The sequence below is a fragment of the Actinopolyspora sp. BKK2 genome (assembly GCF_011291845.1).
In the GTDB taxonomy this organism is placed as follows: Bacteria; Actinomycetota; Actinomycetes; order Mycobacteriales; family Pseudonocardiaceae; genus Actinopolyspora; species Actinopolyspora saharensis.
The window spans coordinates 362684-380777 of record NZ_JAANTE010000002.1 but is presented as its reverse complement, the minus strand read 5'-3'; the positions used below and the strand labels follow the sequence as shown (position 1 = coordinate 380777).

At 70.1% G+C, this 18094-nt stretch carries 18 protein-coding genes; 1 reads left to right on the top strand and 17 read right to left on the bottom strand.

Translation table 11 applies throughout. The annotated features are described in order from the left end of the window. Window positions 1-62: 62 nt before the first annotated feature. The 13 genes from nuoK to G9Q41_RS05535 form a co-directional block, all read right to left on the bottom strand. On the bottom strand, window positions 63-362 hold the full coding sequence (gene nuoK, locus G9Q41_RS05595) for an NADH-quinone oxidoreductase subunit NuoK (RefSeq protein ID WP_092525807.1): 300 nt from the start codon (window positions 360-362) through the stop codon (window positions 63-65). Beyond that, window positions 359-1459 carry an NADH-quinone oxidoreductase subunit J gene (locus tag G9Q41_RS05590; RefSeq protein WP_165631888.1) on the bottom strand — a complete coding sequence of 367 codons (1101 nt, stop codon included), beginning with the start codon at window positions 1457-1459 and terminating at the stop codon, window positions 359-361. Before G9Q41_RS05590 ends, nuoK begins: the two co-directional genes overlap by 4 nt. Then, window positions 1459-2025, bottom strand: a complete 567-nt coding sequence (nuoI, locus tag G9Q41_RS05585) for an NADH-quinone oxidoreductase subunit NuoI (protein ID WP_175455142.1) — start codon at window positions 2023-2025, stop codon at window positions 1459-1461. The genes G9Q41_RS05590 and nuoI overlap by 1 nt, the downstream gene beginning before the upstream one ends. Beyond that, complete coding sequence (gene nuoH, locus G9Q41_RS05580; protein ID WP_092525801.1) at window positions 2012-3346, bottom strand: NADH-quinone oxidoreductase subunit NuoH; 1335 nt, start codon at window positions 3344-3346, stop codon at window positions 2012-2014. The genes nuoI and nuoH overlap by 14 nt, the downstream gene beginning before the upstream one ends. Before the next feature lie 2 nt (window positions 3347-3348). After that, window positions 3349-6030, bottom strand: a complete 2682-nt coding sequence (locus tag G9Q41_RS05575; protein ID WP_165631889.1) for an NADH-quinone oxidoreductase subunit G — start codon at window positions 6028-6030, stop codon at window positions 3349-3351. After that, on the bottom strand, window positions 6027-7373 hold the full coding sequence (gene nuoF, locus G9Q41_RS05570) for an NADH-quinone oxidoreductase subunit NuoF (RefSeq protein ID WP_092525797.1): 1347 nt from the start codon (window positions 7371-7373) through the stop codon (window positions 6027-6029). The genes G9Q41_RS05575 and nuoF overlap by 4 nt, the downstream gene beginning before the upstream one ends. Before the next feature lie 9 nt (window positions 7374-7382). After that, complete coding sequence (gene nuoE, locus G9Q41_RS05565) at window positions 7383-8162, bottom strand: NADH-quinone oxidoreductase subunit NuoE (protein WP_165631890.1); 780 nt, start codon at window positions 8160-8162, stop codon at window positions 7383-7385. Beyond that, window positions 8163-9515, bottom strand: coding sequence for an NADH-quinone oxidoreductase subunit D (locus tag G9Q41_RS05560; RefSeq protein ID WP_092525793.1), 1353 nt, complete (start codon window positions 9513-9515; stop codon window positions 8163-8165). Between the two features lie 70 nt (window positions 9516-9585). Next, complete coding sequence (locus tag G9Q41_RS05555; RefSeq protein ID WP_165631891.1) at window positions 9586-10341, bottom strand: NADH-quinone oxidoreductase subunit C; 756 nt, start codon at window positions 10339-10341, stop codon at window positions 9586-9588. 6 nt (window positions 10342-10347) lie between these two features. Further along, on the bottom strand, window positions 10348-11052 hold the full coding sequence (locus G9Q41_RS21795) for an NADH-quinone oxidoreductase subunit B (protein ID WP_092525791.1): 705 nt from the start codon (window positions 11050-11052) through the stop codon (window positions 10348-10350). Window positions 11053-11130: 78 nt separating this feature from the next. Continuing rightward, on the bottom strand, window positions 11131-11496 hold the full coding sequence (locus G9Q41_RS05545) for an NADH-quinone oxidoreductase subunit A (protein ID WP_026152761.1): 366 nt from the start codon (window positions 11494-11496) through the stop codon (window positions 11131-11133). 161 nt (window positions 11497-11657) lie between these two features. Then, the gene (locus G9Q41_RS05540; RefSeq protein ID WP_165631892.1) at window positions 11658-12956 is read right to left on the bottom strand and encodes a geranylgeranyl reductase family protein; all 1299 of its coding nucleotides are present in this window, start codon (window positions 12954-12956) and stop codon (window positions 11658-11660) included. A 545-nt stretch (window positions 12957-13501) separates the two neighbouring features. Beyond that, on the bottom strand, window positions 13502-14212 hold the full coding sequence (locus G9Q41_RS05535; RefSeq protein ID WP_165631893.1) for a demethylmenaquinone methyltransferase: 711 nt from the start codon (window positions 14210-14212) through the stop codon (window positions 13502-13504). A 159-nt stretch (window positions 14213-14371) separates the two neighbouring features. Here G9Q41_RS05535 and G9Q41_RS05530 point away from each other — a divergent pair, with 159 nt between their 5' ends. Beyond that, window positions 14372-15256 (top strand): inositol monophosphatase, encoded by an 885-nt coding sequence (locus tag G9Q41_RS05530; protein ID WP_165631894.1) that lies wholly within the window; start codon window positions 14372-14374, stop codon window positions 15254-15256. A gap of 87 nt (window positions 15257-15343) precedes the next feature. Here G9Q41_RS05530 and G9Q41_RS05525 read toward each other — a convergent pair whose 3' ends face one another. The 4 genes from G9Q41_RS05525 to G9Q41_RS22245 all read right to left on the bottom strand — a co-directional run bounded on the left by G9Q41_RS05525 (window position 15344) and on the right by G9Q41_RS22245 (window position 17863). Continuing rightward, window positions 15344-16009 (bottom strand): hypothetical protein, encoded by a 666-nt coding sequence (locus tag G9Q41_RS05525; RefSeq protein ID WP_165631895.1) that lies wholly within the window; start codon window positions 16007-16009, stop codon window positions 15344-15346. Between the two features lie 278 nt (window positions 16010-16287). Further along, window positions 16288-16767: a helix-turn-helix domain-containing protein gene (locus G9Q41_RS05515; protein ID WP_165631896.1), complete on the bottom strand. Its 480-nt coding sequence runs from the start codon at window positions 16765-16767 to the stop codon at window positions 16288-16290. A gap of 173 nt (window positions 16768-16940) precedes the next feature. Next, the gene (locus tag G9Q41_RS22250) at window positions 16941-17261 is read right to left on the bottom strand and encodes a Phenylacetic acid catabolic protein (RefSeq protein WP_278250821.1); all 321 of its coding nucleotides are present in this window, start codon (window positions 17259-17261) and stop codon (window positions 16941-16943) included. Then, entirely contained in the window at window positions 17195-17863 is a 669-nt protein-coding gene (locus G9Q41_RS22245; RefSeq protein WP_278250800.1) for a Phenylacetic acid catabolic protein, read from the bottom strand. Before G9Q41_RS22245 ends, G9Q41_RS22250 begins: the two co-directional genes overlap by 67 nt. Between the last annotated feature and the right edge of the window lie 231 nt (window positions 17864-18094).

Below are 18094 nucleotides of genomic sequence, written 5' to 3'. Positions count from 1 at the left end.
TCGTCACGCTGTCTCCCCATCCGTTCCGTGGGTCCATTCGCTGTGCGTCCGTTCGGTGTGGGCTAGTACTTCAGCAGGTTGGCGTCGTCGACGGAGGCGGATCGGCGGGTCCGGAAGATGGACATGATGATCGCCAGGCCGACGACCACCTCGGCCGCGGCGACGACCATCACGAAGAAGGCCATGACCTGGCCGTCGATCGTTCCCTCGATCCGGGCGAAGGTGACCAGCGAGAGGTTGACCGCGTTGAGCATCAGCTCCACGCACATGAACAGCACGATCGCGTTCCGCCGCACCAGCACCCCGACCGTGCCGATGGTGAACAGCAGCGCCGAGAGCAGCAGGTAATGAGTGGGGGTCACTGCCTGACCTCCTCGGGTGAGTCGGCGTCGGTCCCGGGGTTGTCGGGGACGCCGTCGTTGCCCGCCGGGGCGGAGCCGTTGTCCTCGCCCCGACCGTTCTTGCCGTTGGTCGCGCCGTCGTCGGTTCCGCCGCCGCTCGCCGCGCTGCCGCCGGGGGAACCGCCCTGTTCGGCGGAACCGCTCGCAGGCCCCTCCACCGCGGCGTCCGCGTCGGCGGGCCGCTCGGTGCCCCCGTCGGCACCGCCCTCCCGGGTGGGTTGTCCGGTCAGCGCGTGCGCATCGGGTTGCCCGGTGCGGCCGGAGACCGCGGTCCGATCGGCGCGCAGCCGCTCCACGGGAGTGGTGTCCAAGATGTCCGACAGCGAGTCCTCGGCAACCGAGCCGTCCGGCAGCAGCGCGGGCGTGGCCACGGAGTTCGCCGTGGCGTAGACGCCGGGGCCCGGAAGCGGCGAGGGGCGGGAGTACTCACCGCGGAAGCGCGCCTCCACGGTCTCCCGCTGTCCCATGCGCGGCTTGCGCCCCTTGCCGCCGTAGGCCAGCACCATCGCACCGAGCGAGGCGGTGATCAGCAGCGCCGAGGTGAGCTCGAACGGGAAGAGGTAGTCGGTGAAGATCACCTGACCGAGACCGCCCGCGGCGCCGCCTCCCGGAGCCCACGGGTTGAGCGGGGCGGCGGGGACCACGTCGGTCAACGAGCGGGCCAGTCCCGCCACCAGCAGCGCCGCGAACGCCACTCCGAGCACGGCCGCGGCCAGGCGCTGACCGCGCAGGACCTCGACCACCGAGTCGGAGGCGTCCCTGCCGACCACCATCAGCACGAACAGGAACAGCATCATGATCGCGCCGGTGTAGACGATGATCTGGGTGAATCCGAGGAACTGGGCGCTCTGGGCCATGTAGAGCACGCCCAGGCTCAGCATCGTCAGCACCAGCCACAGCGCCGAGTGCACCGCGCTGCGCGCGAACACCATGCCCAGCGCCCCGAGCAGCGCCAGCGGCCCGAGGATCCAGAAGACCACGGTCTCGCCCGTGCCCACCACACCCTGCTGGGCCAGCGTCGTCTGCGCGAGCGTCGCGCCGGAAACCGCCAAGGTCATCACCGCACGGCCTCCTCGCCACCGGTCTCGACCGTCGTGTCGGAGGGCACTCCCTGCTGACGGGCGAGTTCCGGACCGTTGACGTAGTAGTCCTGCTCGTTCTCACCGAGCCGCATGTCGTGCGGGGGCTGCTCCATGCCGGGCAGCAGCGGGGCTAGCAGGTCCTCCTTGGTGTAGATCAGGTTCTGGCGGTCGTCGTCGGCGGTCTCGTACTCGTTGGTCATCGTCAGCGCCCTGGTGGGGCACGCCTCGATGCAGAGCCCGCAACCGATGCACCTCAGGTAGTTGATCTGGTAGTCGAACCCGTAGCGCTCGCCCGGCGAGTAGCGCTCCTCGTCGGTGTTGGTCCCGCCCTCGACGAATATCGCGTCGGCCGGGCACGCCCAGGCGCACAGCTCGCAGCCCACGCACTTCTCCAGCCCGTCCGGATGCCTGTTGAGCTGGTGCTTGCCGTGGAACCGCGGGGCGGGAATCTTCTTGACCTCCGGGTACTCCTCCGTGAGCACCGTTTTGAACATCTTGGACAGCGTGACTCCGAAGCCCTTCAGGGGATCAGTCATTCCCATCGGGTGCCTCCTTAGTTGAGCTGGTGGGCTCCTGTCCGGCCTCCGGCAGCCGGGAACGCGTCCCCGAAGCAGTCGGGACCGTGGTCGCGCGCGGGTTCTCCGGGACCCTCAGGTCCGTGGGAGGTACCGGGTAACCGCCTCCGGAGAGCGGCACTTCGTTCTCGGCGGTCTCCTCCTCCGGAGGTTTGCGGTCCGGAACGAGGAAGGCCAGGATCAGCAGGGCCACGACCACACCGCCGCCGATGAACAGGAACTGCTGCGAACCGAGCAGGTCGGCGTTGCGGATCCCCCTTATCGCGGTGACGGCGCAGATCCACACCAGGCTCAGCGGGACCAGCACCTTCCACCCCAGGTTCATGAACTGGTCGTAGCGCAACCTCGGCAGCGTGCCGCGCAGCCAGACGAACACGAACAGGAAGAGCATCGTCTTGAGCAGGAACCACAGCACCGGCCACCAGCCCGTGTTCAGCACCCCGTCGCCGACCAGGTAGAGCGGCCACGGCGCGTGCCACCCGCCGAGGAACAGCGTGGTCGCCAGCGCGGAGACGGTGACCATGTTGATGTACTCGGCGAGGAAGAACAGCGCGAACTTCAGCGAGGAGTACTCGGTGTGGAAACCGCCGACCAGCTCCGACTCGGCCTCGGGCAGGTCGAAGGGAGCGCGGTTGGTCTCACCGACCATGGCGATGGCGTAGACGACGAAGCTGAACGGCAGCAGCGCGAAGAACCAGCCGTTCTCCTGGGCCGCCACTATGCCCGATGTGGACAGCGTTCCCGCGTAGAGGATGACCGCGATGAACGACAGCCCCATCGCGATCTCGTAGGAGATCACCTGCGCGGCCGAGCGCAGCGCACCCAGCAGCGGGTACGGCGATCCGGAGGACCAGCCCGCCAGCACGATGCCGTAGACCCCGACCGAGGCGCAGGCGAGCACCACGAGCAGGCTCACCGGCAGCTCCACCAGCTGCAGGGCGGTGCGCTCCCCGAAGATGGTCACCTCACCGCCGACGGGGATCACCGAGAACGCCACCAGCGCCGGGGTGGCCGACACGACCGGAGCCAGGATGTAGATCCACTTGTCGGCCAGGACCGGACGTATGTCCTCCTTGAACGCGAGCTTGAGGCCGTCCGCGAGGGACTGCAGCATCCCGAACGGACCGGCCCTGTTCGGCCCGGGGCGCTGCTGCATCCTGCCGATGACCCTGCGCTCCGCCCAGATGGTCAGCAGGGTCATCACGACGAGGAACGCGAAGGTCCCCACTACCTTGATCAGGATCAGCCAGATGGGGTCGTCCCCGATCAGGCGTGCCGTCTCGTTCATGTTCACGCGTCACCCCCGTCGGTGTCCGCACGGCCGGTCCCGTTGCGCCCGGAACCGTTCAAGCCGCCGTGCTCGGAACCGTGACCGTTGGGACCGCGGACCGATGCAGGCGCGGAGACCGCGCCCTCCCGCTCCACCGTCCCGGCCGGGATCTCCGCCCCGGCCGCCTCGTCCGCTCCGGAGGGGGCGCTGCGCGGCGCCGGAACCGGCCCGACCGCGATGCTCACCACGGAACCGTGCCCGGCCCCGAGCACCCGGTTCAGCCGCGCCGAACCCGAGTTCCCGGGCAGCCACACCACCTCGTCCGGCATCTCGACCACTTCGGACTCCAGCGTCAGCTCCCCGTGCGCGGTGCTGACCCGCACCGTCCGGCCGGAGGCCAGGCCCAGCCGCCGCGCCGTTCCGGCGGACACCCGCGCCACCGGGGGGCGGGCCGTTCCGGCGAGGTTCGGCTCCTCGACCTGCAGGCTCCCGTTGTCCAGCAGGTGCCTCCAGGTGGCCAGCAGCGCCCTGCCCTCACCCGGACTTCCGGGGCGGGTCGCCGGGACGTCCGGGGGCTTCGGCCGCGCTCCGGGATTCGGCCCGAGCCTGGCCAGCTCACCCGCCACCGCGGCCGGGGTCTGGGTGAACAGGTCCACGTCCATCTCGACCGCGAGCGTGTCCAGCACGCGGCAGTCCGGCAGCGCCCCGGTCCCCTCGATGGTCACCTCGAACTCGCGGGCACGGCCCTCCCAGTTCAGGAAGGTCCCCGACTTCTCGACGGTCGGGGCCACGGGCAGCACCACGTCGGCCAACTCGGTCACGCCGCTCGGGCGCAGCTCGAGGCTGACGACGAAGTCGGCCGCCCGCAGCGCCCGCTCGGCCTGCGCGGGATCGGGCAGGTCGTCCGGTTCGACTCCGCCAACCAGCAACCCGGACAGCTCCCCCGACTCGGTCGCGGCGAGGATTCCCTCCAGTTCCTTGCCGGGGAGGCCGGGGATGCCGCCCTCGTCCATCCCCCACTGCCGCTCGACGTCGGCCCGCACGACCGAGTCCGAGACCGGGCGTCCGTTCGGCAGCAGCGTCGGCAGGGTTCCCGCCTCCACGGCGCCGCGCTCGCCCGCGCGGCGCGGGATCCAGGCCGGGCGCGCACCGGTGCGCTCGGCCACGCGCATCGCTGCCGAGTACAGGCCGGGCACCTGGGCGCAGCGCTCGCCGAGCAGCAGCACCGAGCCCGGTTCGCTCAGTTCCCGCTCGATCTCCTCCGGGAGCTCGGAGAGCACGGCCGCCTCCTCGCCGGGAAGGCACCGCAGCAGCTCCCCGCTGTGGATCGGGCTGCCCGCGTCGGCGATCTCGGTGGTCTTCTCCACCCCCGGAGAGCCCCACTGCCCGAGGTGGTGCACCCTGGTCCCCTTGTCCCTGGCCGCCTTGCGCAGCCGCAGGAAGACGATCGGGGACTCCTCCTCCGGTTCGAAGGCCACGCACAGCACCGTCGGGGCGGACTCGATCCCCGCGTAGGTGACCCCGTCCTCCGGGCCAGTTCCGACGACGGCGGCGCCGAGGAAGTCGAGCTCCTCCGTGGAGTGCGGCCTGGCGCGGTGGTCGATGTCGTTGGTGCGCAGCGCCACCCGGGCGAACTTCCCGTAGGCGTAGGCGTCCTCGCGGGTGAGCCTGCCGCCGGGCAGCACCCCGACCCCTCCGGAGTCGCGGGCGCTGAGCAGCCCGTCGGCCGCCACGCGCAGCGCCTCGGTCCAGGAGGTCTCCCGCAGCCGTCCCGACCGGCGGTCCCGCACCAGCGGCCGGGTGAACCGGTCGGCCGCCGTGGCGTAGCGGAACGCGAAGCGGCCCTTGTCGCAGTTCCACTCCTCGTTGACCTCGGGGTCGTCCCCGGCGAGCCTGCGCATCACCTTCCCGCGGCGCCAGTCCGTGCGCTGGGAGCACCCCGCGGAGCAGTGCTCGCAGACCCCCGGTGTGGAGACGAGGTCGAAGGGTCGGGAGCGGAACCGGTAGGCCGCGCTGGTCAACGCCCCCACCGGGCAGATCTGGATGGTGTTGCCGGAGAAGTAGGACTGGAAGGGCTGCTGCTCGCCGGTACCTATCTGCTGCAGCGCACCGCGTTCCAGCATCTCGATGAACGGGTCACCGGCTATCTGCTTGGAGAAGCGGGTGCAGCGCTGGCACAGCACGCAGCGCTCCCGGTCGAGCAGGATCTGCGAGGAGATCGAAACCGGCTTCGCGAACGTCCGCTTCTTGTCCACGAAGCGCGAGTCGGCGCGCCCGTGCTTGAGCGCCTGGTTCTGCAGCGGGCACTCCCCGCCCTTGTCGCAGATCGGGCAGTCCAGCGGGTGGTTGATCAGCAGCAGCTCCATCACGCCCTGCTGGGCCTTGTCCGCCACCGCCGAGGTCTGCTGGGTGTGGACGACCATCCCGTCGGCGACCGCCATCGTGCAGGAGGCCGCGGGCTTGGGCATGGGCTTGCCGTTGACCTCGATCTCCACCAGGCACTGCCTGCAGGCGCCTGCCGGGTCGAGCAGCGGGTGGTCGCAGAAACGCGGAACCACGATGCCCAGCCGCTCGGCCGTGCGGATAACCAGCTCCCCCTTCGGGGCGTCCACCTCGATCCCGTCGATCGTCAGTCGGACGTGCCCCTCGGGCACCGGCCGGTTCTCCGCGGTGTCGTTTCCGGACGCGGATGCCACCGTCATCGGGCCACTCCTGCCAACGCGGATTCGGAAGCCTCTGTCGTGTCCTGACCGCGATTGCTCGCGCACAGCGCGCGGAACTCCTCGCGGAAGTACTTGATACCGCTGGTGATGGGGCTGACCGCGCCGTCACCGAGCGCGCAGAACGAACGGCCCAGCACGTTGTCGCAGACGTCGAGCAGGGTGTCGATGTCCTCCTCGGTCCCGCGGCCCTCGACCATCCGTTCCAGCACCTGGGCCAGCCAGAAGCAGCCCTCGCGGCACGGGGTGCACTTGCCGCAGGACTCGTGCTCGTAGAACTGGGTCCACTTCATCACCGCCCACGGGACCGAGACCGTCTCGTTGAAGATCATCAGCGCCGTGGTGCCCAGCATCGACCCGGCCTCGGTCGCTCCCTCGAAGTCCAGCGGCACGTCGAGGTGGTCGGCCGTGAACAGCGGAGTCGAGGAACCTCCCGGCGTCCAGAACTTCAGCGGGATGCCGTCCTTCATCCCGCCGGCCATTTCGAGCAGCTCCCGCAGCGTCGTCCCCAGCGGGGCCTCGTACTGGCCCGGGCGTTCGACGTGCCCGGACAGCGAGAAGATCTTCGGGCCGGGGGACTTCTCGCGCCCCATGGAGCGGAACCAGTCCACCCCGCCGTTGACGATGTAGGGCACCGTGGCGATCGTCTCGACGTTGTTGACCGTGGTCGGGCAGGAGTAGAGCCCGGCCTGCGCGGGGAACGGCGGTTTCAGCCTCGGCTGCCCGCGCTTCCCCTCGAGGGAGTCCAGCAGCGCCGTCTCCTCACCGCAGATGTAGGCTCCCGCCCCCGCGTGCACGACCACGTCCAGGTCGAACCCGGAGTCGAGGATGTTCTCGCCGAGGTAGCCCGCCGAGTAGGCCTCCTGCACGGCCTGGTGCAGCCTGCGCATGCAGTGCAGCGCCTCGCCCCGCACGTAGATCATGCAGTGGTTGGCGCGCATCGCGTAGGCGGCGATGACGCACCCCTCGATCAGCGAGTGCGGGTCGGCCATCATCAGCGGGACGTCCTTGCACGTTCCCGGCTCGCCCTCGTCGGCGTTTATGACCAGGTAGTGCGGCTTGGACGGGTCCTTGGGCATGAAGCCCCACTTGACGCCGGAGGGGAACCCGGCCCCGCCCCTGCCGCGCAACCCGGCCGCCTTGACCAGCTCGATGAGCTGGTCGGGATGGGCCGCCAGAGCGGTGCGCAGGGCGGTGTAGCCCTCCAGCTCCTCGTAGGTGCGCAGTGACCAGGACTCCGGCGACAGCCAGCGCCGGGTAAGCACCGGGGTGAGCGGGTTGGTCGCCGCGCGCCCCTCGACCTCGTGGGCGTTCGCTTCGCTCATCGCCTGCCCTCACTTCTTGTCCGGAATCGGCGGAAGTTCGACTTCGTCGGGCATCGGCGGGGCCATCCAACCGCGCTCGCGGGCCTGCTCGGCACCGCGGACCGTCTCCGGGGCCGCGGCGGACGCCGTGGTGGCCTCCTCCGCCCCCGGACCGTCGAAGAACCCGGCGAGCTGACGTTCGGTGTCGCGGAAGTCGGTCAGCGGTGCCCCGCGGGTCGGGGACCGGCGTTCGCCCCGCCGCAGGGCGCGAACCGTTTCCAGCGCCTCGTCCACCGTCTGGTTGTCGAAGTACTCGTAGTTGACCTGCAGCACCGGGGCGAAGTCGCAGGCGGCCAGGCACTCGGCGTGCTCCAGCGTCACCGAGCCCTCGGCTCCGGGGGTGCCCGCCGTCTCCTCGTGCCCGGCCCCGAGCTCCTCGGACAGCGCGCGGTATATCTCGTCACCGCCCATGGCGGCGCACAGCGTGTTGGTGCAGACGCTGACCAGGAACTGCCCGCACGGTCGGCGCTTGTACATCGTGTAGAACGTGGCGACCGCGTTGACCTCGGCCGTGGACAGCGCGAGCTGCTCGGCGCAGAAGTTCATCCCCTCCGGGGTGACGTGCCCCTGCACCGACTGCACCAGGTGCAGCATGGGCAGCAGCGCCGAGCGCGACTCCGGGTAGCGCTCCACGACGAGTCGGGCCTCGGTGCGCACCCGCTCGTCGAAGACCGTCTCCTCCGCGCCCTGGTCGCCCGCTTCGGGGCCGACCACGTGCTCGGTCGTGGTGTAGTCGAACTGCTCGGTCATCTAACGATCCACCCCACCCATCACCGGATCGATCGAGGCAACGACGGCGATCACGTCCGCGACCAGGCCGCCCTCGGCCATCGCGGGGAACGCCTGCAAATTCACGAAGCTGGGGTCGCGCACGTGCACCCGCATCGGTCGGGTGCCCCCGTCGGAGACCACGTGGTAGCCGAGCTCGCCGCGCGGCGCCTCCACCGGCACGTAGGCCTGCCCCGGTGGAACGTCGAACCCTTCGGTGACCAGCTTGAAGTGGTGGATCAGCGACTCCATCGACTGACCCATGATCTTGCGCACGTGGTCGAGCGAGTTGCCCATGCCGTCCGGCCCGATCGTCAGCTGCGCGGGCCAGGCGATCTTGGGGTCGTCCACCATGACCGGCCCCGACTCCATCTTGTCCACGCACTGCCGCACGATCCGCAGCGACTGCCTGATCTCCTCGACCCGCAGCAGGAACCGGGAGAAGCAGTCGGCGTCGGTGCTGGTCGGGACGTCGAAGTCGTACTCCTCGTAGCCGCAGTACGGCTGCACCTTGCGCAGGTCCCAGCCGAGCCCGGCCGAGCGCAGGATCGGGCCGCTGGTGCCCAGCGCCAGGCACGAGTCCAGCGGGAGGTAGCCCACCCCGCTCAACCGCTGCTTCCAGATCGGCTGCCCGGAGAACAGCTTGTCGTAGTCGGTCAGCCTGCTGTCCATGACCTTGCAGAACTCCAGGATCTTCTCCCGGTAGTTCTCCGGAAGGTCCTGGGCGACTCCCCCCGGACGGATGAACGCGTGGTTCATCCGCAGCCCGGTGAGGAACTCCAGCAGGTGCAGCACCTCCTCCCGGTCCCTGAACCCGAGGGTCATACCGGTGGTGGAGCCCAGCTCCATGGCGCCGGTGGCCAGAAAGACCAGGTGCGAGGAGATGCGGTTCAGCTCCATCAGCAGCACCCGGATCGTCTCCGCCCTCTTCGGCGCGGAGATCCGCAGCAGCTTCTCCACGCCCATGGAGTAGGCGGCCTCGTTGTACAGCGGCGCCAGGTAGTCCATCCGCGTGACGAAGGTGACGCCCTGGGTCCAGGTGCGGTACTCGGTGTTCTTCTCGATGCCGGTGTGCAGGTAGCCGATCACCGAGCGGGCCTTGGTTACCCGTTCGCCCTCCAGTTCCAGCACCAGCCGCAGCACGCCGTGGGTCGAGGGGTGCTGCGGCCCCAGGTTGATGACGACGCGCTCCTCCTGCTCCGCGTCGTCCAGGAAGTCCTCCCAGTCACCCCCGGTGACCGTGTAGACCCTTCCCTCGGTGGTCTCCCTGGCCTCGGCCGAGAACGGGTCCGCCCCGGAGCGGGCTCCGCCGTCCTGTTCGGCGTCGATACTCATGCGTCCTCCTCGAACAGCGCGACCGTCCGGCCTGCGGCCCGGTGATCGCACCCGACGGGTTCACACCCGCTCACGTGTAGGACCTGCGCTGGTCGGGCGGGGGGACCTCGGCGCCCTCGCCCTTGTACTCCACCGGGATGCCGCCGAGCGGGTAGTCCTTCCGCTGCGGATGGCCCTCCCAGTCGTCCGGCATGAGGATGCGGGTCAGGGAGGGGTGGTCGTCGTAGACGATTCCGTACATGTCCCAGGCCTCGCGCTCCTGGAAGTCCGCCGTGGGGTACACCTCCACGACCGAGGGGATCCGCGGGTCCGCGACGTCGACGGCCACCTCCACCCTGATCCTGCGCCGGTAGGTCATGGACGTGAGATGGCAGACCGAGTGCAGCCGCTGCGGGACGTCGGGGCCGTAGTCCACACCGGACAAGCTGCTGCAGAACTCGAACCGCAGATCCGGTTCGTCCCGGAAAGTGCGGCAGATCTCGAGCAGGTGCCTCCGGTCGACGTAGAAGGTGATCTCGCCTCTGTCCACGGTGATGCGCAGCACCGCGTCGGAGGGGATCCCCCGGCGGCTCATCCCGTCGAACAGCCCGTCGGCGACCTCGTCGAACCAGCCGCCGAAGGGGCGCTCCGCTGCGGGCGGCACGTAGGCGGGCACCCGCAGGCCGCCGTACCCCGAGGTGTCGCCGGGGCCCGTGACCCCGAACATCCCCTCGCGGGGGCGCCCGGCGACCACCGGCTGCTCGTCGGCACCCGGCTCCTGCCCGGGCGGACCACCGTGCTCCGCCGCGGTCTCGGGAAGACCGCCCGCGGTCCCGTCACCGCTCATCGACAATCACCTACCCGTCGACTTCTCTTCGCGTCGCCGCTGGTCCCCGGAACCGCCACCGGGCGGCAGCCCCTCCACGCCCGCGGCGCCCAGCGCTCCCTCGGCGCCCATCTCGCGCCGCTGCGCGTCCTGCTGCCTCTCGGCCATCCGGCGCTTGCCCGCCCGCTTCGGGGCGTACTTCTCCGAGGAGGCGGTCAGCTCCGTGCGCTTGCCCTCCTCGACCTGGAGCGCGGCACGCTTGCCGTTGATCGGCTCGTCCATGACCTTGGCGTGCAGCTTGAGAATCGCGTCGAGCAGCATCTCCGGGCGGGGAGGGCACCCGGGCAGGTACATGTCCACCGGAACCACGTGGTCCACGCCCTGCACCACCGCGTAGTTGTTGAACATCCCCCCGGTGGAGGCGCACACGCCCATGGCCAGCACCCAGCGGGGTTCGGGCATCTGGTCGTAGATCTGCCGCAGCACCGGCGCCATCTTGTTGGTGACCCGCCCCGCCACGATCATCAGATCGGCCTGGCGCGGGGTGGCCGAGAATCTCTCCATCCCGAACCGCGCGATGTCGTAGCGGGACCCGCCCACCGTCATCATCTCGATCGCGCAGCAGGCCAACCCGAAGGTCGCAGGCCACATCGAGGTCTTGCGGGTCCAGTTGACGAGTTTTTCCACATTGGCCAGCAGGATGCCGTTGGGCAGGCTTTCCTCAAGCCCCATCTCGGCACTCCCTTCCACGAGTGGCCCCGCCCCACGGGACGACGCCGATCCGGACGTCTCCGCGGTTCGCCCTCACGTTCAGTCCCAATCGAAGCCACCACGCCGCCACACGTAGAGATCGGCGAATCCGAACGTGACGATGAACAGGATCACCGCGACCACGCCGTAGAGCCCGAGCGCGTCGGCGGAGACCGCGTACGGGAACAGGAAGACCATCTCGATGTCGAAGAGGATGAACATCATCGCCGTCAGGTAGTAGGCGACCGGCATCCGGCCGCCGCCCCCGACCGGCTGCGGTGAGGGTTCGATACCGCACTCGTAGGCGTCGAGCTTGGCCCTGTTGTACCGGCGCGGACCGACCAACGGCGCGATCGCGACGGAGAACACGGCGAAACCGAACGCCAACGCGAACATCAGCACCAGCGGGATGTATGGATCCAGCACCGTGCCCGCCTCCTTAACTCCAGTTCCCGCGACGCCCCGAGCGAACTCGGTGACCGTTGTTCGGCACTGTATGCGGTCGGTTGGGTCCACCCCGTATTGAGGTGAACCTAACTTTATGAATTACCACACAAGGCCGGTGGAATCTGATCAGACACGACCCCTCAGGCGCTAGGCGTGAGACGAGTAGTGGCACTTATCACACGATCCATCACGTCACCGCCCCTCCGGTCGTAGAGGTTGCCCATCAACTTGAGCACGAAGCGCATCAGGGTCACCCGCGGCATTCCGTACTTGGTGGCCATGTGCAGCACGGTCGGGTGACCGATGATCTTGCTGAACAGATTCCCCATCCGGAAGTAGCCACCGAGCGATTCGGCGACCGCGTCCGGGTAACGGGCCAGCGCCCGCTCGCGGGCCATCCCCTCGGGCCGGGCCCGGGCCTGCACCACGCACTCGGCGGCCAGGCGCGCCGATTCCATGGCGTAGGCGATCCCCTCGCCGTTGAACGGATTCACCATTCCGCCGGAGTCGCCCACCAGCAACAGGCCGGAACCGTAGTGCGGCTTGCGGTTGAACCCCATGGGCAGTGCGGCCCCGCCGATCTTGCCCGTGGCGTTGTCCTCCCGCAGCCCCCATTCGTCGGGGGTTCCTTCCAGCCAGGTGCGCAGCAGTGAGCGGTAGTTGGTCTTGCCGTAGGCCTTCGAGCTGGAAAGCGCTCCGAGACCGACGTTGACCGTGCCGTCCCCCATGCCGAAGATCCAGCCGTACCCGGGGAGCAGCTTCGGATCGGCCGGGTTGGAGCGGTCCCACAGCTCCATGTGCGACTCCAGGTAGTCGTCAGCGGTGCGCGGGCTCTCGTAGTAGCGCCGGACCGCCACCCCCATCGGGCGGTCCTCCTTGCGCTGCAGCCCCATGGAGAGCGCGAGCCTGCCGGATACCCCGTCGCAGGAGACCACCAGCGGAGCCCGGTAGGTGACCTCGGTGCGCTCCGGGCCCGACTTGGCGTGCACCCCGGCGATCCGGCCGGTGCGCTCGTCGACCAGGGCCGAGTTCACCGAGGTCCGCTCCACCAGCCGGGCGCCCGCCTGCTGGGCGTGCCGCACGAGGAGGTCGTCGAAGTCGTGCCGGGGCCGCACCACCCCGTAGGGCGGGTAGTCGGCCAGCTCCGGCCAGTCCAGCTCCAGGCGGACCCCGCCCGAGACCACGCGCAGCCCCCGGTTGTGCAGCCAGCCCGCCTCCTCGCGAGTGTCCACCCCGAGATCGATGAGTTCCTTGACCCCGCGCGGGGTGAGGCCGTCCCCGCACACCTTCTCCCGCGGGAAGGCGCTCTTCTCCAGCACGAGCACGTCCAGTCCCGCCTGGGCCAGGTAAGCCGCGGCCGTGGCCCCCGCCGGTCCCGCTCCGACGACGATCACCTCGGCGTCATCGGTGTTTCCTGTTCGACCGGGGGTCGTTGTCATGACACTCCTTGTGTTCGTCGTTTCCCGGACCGGTGAGCACCGGTCCGACCGTCACAACGCGCCGGAGCGCCTTCGCGGACCCGACTTTTCGCAGGCCTCGCCACGTCCGCCGCTTGTGAACGAGTTCACTAGTAAGTCTAGGACGGACGTCTCGCACGATCGAGGCATCGCGGGCACACGACTCGCGATGACACCGCGCACACGTGGCGGTTCCGCGCGGGACATTCACCCTGGAGCGACTCCGGAAAGCACGTTTCACGCGAAACGTCCGCTTCGTGGTCGCGGGCCCCGAAGGAGACGGGACGCGGGTGCCCGGGGGAAGGCTCCGCCAACCGAGCTGTCGAACTCCCGTCAGGAACTTCCAGTGGAAGACGCTCCGTTCGACGCGAGCGCTTCAGCCCAGGCAGGAGGAGGAGCTCCGGTGCGTGAGTCGGATGCATTGCAAGGCGGGAGGGCACGTGGCGTAGGCCGCTGCTCGAGGTGCCCTCCAACGCAGCAAGACGCCGACTCACGTGACGGCTACCCGAGGCGGCTACCCGAGGCGGCTACGCAGAGTCCCGTTGTGAGTCATAAGGTTTGACGGCCCGGTGCACGGCGACGATCCCCCCGGTCAGGTCACGCCAGGCCACCTCCGACCACCCGGCGCGACCGATCTCGGCGGCCAGGCTCGGCTGGTCCGGCCAGGCCAGGATCGACTCGGCCAGGTAGACGTAGGCGTCCGGGTTGCTCGAGACGGCGCGGGCCACCGGAGGGACCGCGCGCAGGGCGAGGTTGCGGTAAACGGAACGCAACGCCTGCCGGGTCGGGGTGGAGAACTCGCAGATCACCAACCTGCCCCCCGGACGGACCACCCGGGCCATCTCCCGCAGGCCCGCCGCGGTGTCCGCCAGATTTCGCAGGCCGAACAGCATCGCCACCCCGTCGAAGGTGCCGTCGGCGAAGGGCAGGTTCAGCGCGTCGGCCGCGACCATGGGCAGCCCCCTGCTGTACCCCGCCGAGAGCATGCCGAAGGAGAAGTCGGCGGCCACGCACTTGGCCCCCGAACGGGCGAACTCGGCAGTGGACACGCCGGTTCCCGCCGCCAGGTCCAGGATGCGCTCCCCGCTCGCGGGCGACAGCGCGCGCCGGGTCACTTCCCTCCAGTGCCGATCCAGACCGAGCGAGAGCACCGTGTTGGCGAGGTCGTAGCGGCACGCGACGTCGTCGAACATCGCGGCCACGGCACGCGGATCCCTGTCCAGGTCGGCACGAGACACACCCGCAGCCTACGTCCCCGCTACCCCCTTCCGGTGAGCGGTTCCGCTCGAGCTCCCCCGACCGGCACCGCCCGCGCGGTGCCGTTTTGACCGGAACATCTCCTGGTGTCCACCCGCACGTCTCCTGCTCGTCACCCCGGAACGCGACCATGTGTCGGGATGGACGTCTCTTCTTCCCAACGGGCCGGGCGCGCGGAACCCGCGCTGGTGTCGCACGCCCTGGAAACAGCGGGCCGCCTGGCCAACGAGGCCGCCGACGTCATCACGGCCACGGCAGGCAAGGACCCGCGGTCGCCGCAGGCCGCCGATCCGCCGTTCGACTGGGTGACCGACACCGGCCGCACCCTCGAGCGGCACACCCGGCGAGTCCTCGCCGACAACTTCCCCGGTGTCCCGGTGTTCGGGGACGAGTTCGACGCTTCCACCTTCGGCGAGGACGCCACGGGCCTGCGGTGGGTCGTCGACCCGGTGGACGGCACGGCGAACTACTCGGCCGGGGTGCCCTGGTGCGCGTACAGCCTGGCCATGCTGGACGACCACGGGCCGGTGGTCGGGGTGGTCGCCGATCCGTACCGCACGCAGATCTACGCGGCGGCGCGGGGCAGGGGGATGCGCGCCAACGGCAGGCCGGTGCGGTTGGCTGAGCGCCGCAGGGAGGGGTCCGGGCTCGTCTGCACCGAGTTCACCAGGTACGGCCCCTGGGAGGGCATGGACCGCTTCATAACCAACGCAGCGGCCGACCAGGTCGGCGTGCGGGTGCTCGGTTCGCCCGCGCTGGCCATCACCCAGGTGGCGCTGGGACAGGCGACGGCCGCCGTGCTGCCGAGCTACGGTGAGTGGGACGTGGCGGGCGCGCTCGCCCTGGCCGTCGAGGCCGGGGCCACCGTGCTGGACCGGAGCGGGCACCCGGCCACCCTGCCGAGGGACGGCCTGCTGGTCGCCGCTCCCGAGATGACCGCGACCGCCTTCGGGTGGTGGCGGCAGGCCTCGCAGGCCGTCGCGGAGACGCCGGAGGCCGGGGCGGTCTCCGGAACACCGGAGTAGGCGGTCACCCGCAGCTGCCTGGTCGGCGACCGCGCCGCTGTCCCGCAGGACTCCGCCCACCCGGGGTGCGGCGAGTCCGAACCGGCTTCAGCGGGTCTCGCTCAGGAGCTCGTCCTCCGCGGAGCGCGGCCGCCTCCGCTCCTGCCGCGCGGTGAGGATCTCCGACATCGAGGGCAGCAGGGGGAACCGCTCCCGCAGGCCGCTGATCCGGGTCTGCGCGTGCTCCGGATCGCCTTCGGCGTTGAGCTCGGCCACCACCTCGGTGAGCCGGTCGGCGAAACTCGTGAACTCGGCGGAGGCCTCCCGGGCCCGCCGGTGCAGCCGCCACGAGGTGGCCCGCCGTTCCGAGCTGTCCCGCTCCGCGGGCGCCGCCTCGCCCGCGCCCGGTTCCGCCTCCGCGGCGGCGGAGTCGAATTCGCGCCCCAGTTCCACCAGCGTGCGCATCGTGGGCAGCTCGGCGTCCATCCGGTGGACCACCTGCCGCAGTCCACGACGCACCGGCTGCGAGGAGACCGTGTCCGCCGCGCGCACCGCCCGGCGAACCGCCTGCTCACAGCGGTTGAGCTCGCACAACCACCGATCCCGGTTCCGGTGCCGGCTCGCGCGCTGCGCGCTGCTCGGGACCGCTTCCGCGGCGGGTGACGTCCGCTGCCGCGCGCGCCCCCGCGTGGGCTCACTCGACGAGCAGCAGAACGACAGCCCCAGCAGCGTTCCGAACGCCCCCGCGAGCAGCGCCACGATCAGGTGCGTCACGAATCCGCTCATTGTCCGCGGTGCCCTTCACTCGACTCCCCCATTGCCGTGTGCGGCGCGCATTACGCCATCTGACAACTGTGCATCACGCGGACGGGGGGTGGCTTGGGGAAAAGTACTCAAATGGCGGGACGCGCTTCACGGGATCACGAGGTTTCCCGGGCAGCGCGCCTCCGCCGGGCTCCGCCGCACGGCAGTCGCAGCAGTGTGTCGTTGAGATAGCCCGGAACAAGTACACACGTGTCCAGAAAGGCGGGGAAGGCCACCGCGGATCGCTCCTACTCCTGTGGCAGGGGTTGCAGGGTGTCGTCGTAGAAACCGGCTTCCTGAGCGGCGGTGGCCATCTCGTCGAGTGCGTCCTCGCGCTCCTGCCACGCACGACGCTGATAGGCGACGACGTCTTTCAGCCGCATCTTCCGATGACGTCCGTGGAGCACATAGGGAATCTCGCCGGCCTCGAGCCGTTTGACCAACGTCGGCCGCGAGATCCCCAACAGATCGGCAGCCTCCTGGGTGGTGAGCATCGTGTTGTGCGGAGCCACCGTGATGGCCAAACCCTGCGACATCGCGCTGACGACGTCACGCAGCGCCTGGAACACGGGGGCCGGTAGCTCGATCCCGCTGCCGTCGGGGCCCAACAGCAGCGCACGTCCGTCTTGCCCGTCGTCGGCTAACTGTTCGGCCAACGCCCCCAACAGGTGCTGGTCCTCCCCCGTGGACGGGGGAAGCACAGTCTGGTCCTGCATCGTCGCGGTCATGGGTGACCCTCCCTCGATGCGCAGCGGTTCACGAGGACCACTCGCTCCCTGGCACGTACCAGTGTGCGCATCTATTCGAAAAATTCGAAATCACTGGATCTCGTGAGCGCGCCTGCGCCGGGCCCGCGCTCCGGGGTGAGCGTGAACTCCTGAGCGCTCAGCGCGCTCCCTCCCTACCCGAACTCGAGCTCAGCCTCGCGGCGGGTCGCGGCGAGCAGGAAGTCCAGCGCCGCGGTGTGCGCTCCGCCGCGTCCGCTCGGTTCCTCCTGCCCGGAGAACACCCGGGGATCGGGGAAGTCCAACCGGGCGACGGAGAGCACCTCGTCGACCAGGTCCGCGACTTCGGTGCGCAGCCCGCCCGGATCCACGGCGTAGCCGGCATCGGCCAGGCGCCGCTCCACGGGGTGCGTCGCGAAGAGCTCCCGCGTCATGGGCCAGACGCGGGCCAGTCCGGCGCGCATCCGTTCCCTGCTGCCCGCCGTCCCGTCGCCCAGCCGTATGACCCACCGCGCTGCGTGGTCCCGGTGCTCGCGGGCCTCGGGCCAGGCCACCCCGGCGAGAGCCCGGCCAGCACGGGGTCACGGCTGTCCGTCAGCCTGCGCAGCAGCGCGCTGCGCCACGCCGCGCAGACCAGCAGCCGCGCGACCGAAGCGGCGAAGTCCCCGCCCGCACCGGGACCGCAGTCGAGCTCGGTGAGCCGCACGTTGCGGAACTGCTCGGAGTCGCGGGAGTGCGCCAGGACGTTCTCGTCCCGAGCTCCGCCCTCCACCGTCGCCGCCCGACTCAACAGCTCCCGCGCGTGGCCGATCAGCTCCAGCAGGATGCGGGCCCGCACCTGGTCCTCCTCCAGGTCGGGACCGCGGTGGCACCACTGGGCCAAGCGCCACGACAGCACCAGGGCGTCGTCGCCGAGCATCAGGCAGTAGGCCGAGAGGTCCGCCACGGACACGTCGGTGGGAACCCCGCGGTCCACTCCGGCCAGGGGGTTGTTCGCGGCCGGGCGCACCTCCCAGCCGGGGGACGGCCGGGGCTCCGGGGTTCGCTCCCGCGCTCGGGGGAACTGCTCGGTCCCGCCTCCGAAACCCGAAGAGTTCATGACCACCTCGATTCCGTGCCGCTGGGCCGAGGACGCGATCGCCGAAGCACTGCGGGTGAGGCGCTCACCCGGTGAGGGTGGAAAGGACTGCGGGGCGATCACGTTCCGGCGCCGGTTCTGCCGACTCCGGGGTGAGCGAGTTCGAGGGGATCCGGGGTCGGCGATCGGTCGAGGACCATCGGAAAGCGCACCCCCAGTGTCGCACCGCACACCGGTGAGCCCCAACCACGC

What these genes read in the sequence shown, in the direction of transcription:
- G9Q41_RS05590 (WP_165631888.1), bottom strand. Translation starts at nt 1,459, where the DNA reads ATGACCTTGGCGGTTTCCGGCGCGACGCTCGCGCAGACGACGCTGGCC.
- nuoI (WP_175455142.1), bottom strand. Translation starts at nt 2,025, where the DNA reads ATGGGAATGACTGATCCCCTGAAGGGCTTCGGAGTCACGCTGTCCAAG.
- nuoH (WP_092525801.1), bottom strand. Translation starts at nt 3,346, where the DNA reads ATGAACGAGACGGCACGCCTGATCGGGGACGACCCCATCTGGCTGATC.
- G9Q41_RS05575 (WP_165631889.1), bottom strand. Translation starts at nt 6,030, where the DNA reads ATGACGGTGGCATCCGCGTCCGGAAACGACACCGCGGAGAACCGGCCG.
- nuoF (WP_092525797.1), bottom strand. Translation starts at nt 7,373, where the DNA reads ATGAGCGAAGCGAACGCCCACGAGGTCGAGGGGCGCGCGGCGACCAAC.
- nuoE (WP_165631890.1), bottom strand. Translation starts at nt 8,162, where the DNA reads ATGACCGAGCAGTTCGACTACACCACGACCGAGCACGTGGTCGGCCCC.
- G9Q41_RS05560 (WP_092525793.1), bottom strand. Translation starts at nt 9,515, where the DNA reads ATGAGTATCGACGCCGAACAGGACGGCGGAGCCCGCTCCGGGGCGGAC.
- G9Q41_RS05555 (WP_165631891.1), bottom strand. Translation starts at nt 10,341, where the DNA reads ATGAGCGGTGACGGGACCGCGGGCGGTCTTCCCGAGACCGCGGCGGAG.
- G9Q41_RS21795 (WP_092525791.1), bottom strand. Translation starts at nt 11,052, where the DNA reads ATGGGGCTTGAGGAAAGCCTGCCCAACGGCATCCTGCTGGCCAATGTG.
- G9Q41_RS05540 (WP_165631892.1), bottom strand. Translation starts at nt 12,956, where the DNA reads ATGACAACGACCCCCGGTCGAACAGGAAACACCGATGACGCCGAGGTG.
- G9Q41_RS05530 (WP_165631894.1), top strand. Translation starts at nt 14,372, where the DNA reads ATGGACGTCTCTTCTTCCCAACGGGCCGGGCGCGCGGAACCCGCGCTG.
- G9Q41_RS05515 (WP_165631896.1), bottom strand. Translation starts at nt 16,767, where the DNA reads ATGACCGCGACGATGCAGGACCAGACTGTGCTTCCCCCGTCCACGGGG.
- G9Q41_RS22245 (WP_278250800.1), bottom strand. Translation starts at nt 17,863, where the DNA reads ATGAACTCTTCGGGTTTCGGAGGCGGGACCGAGCAGTTCCCCCGAGCG.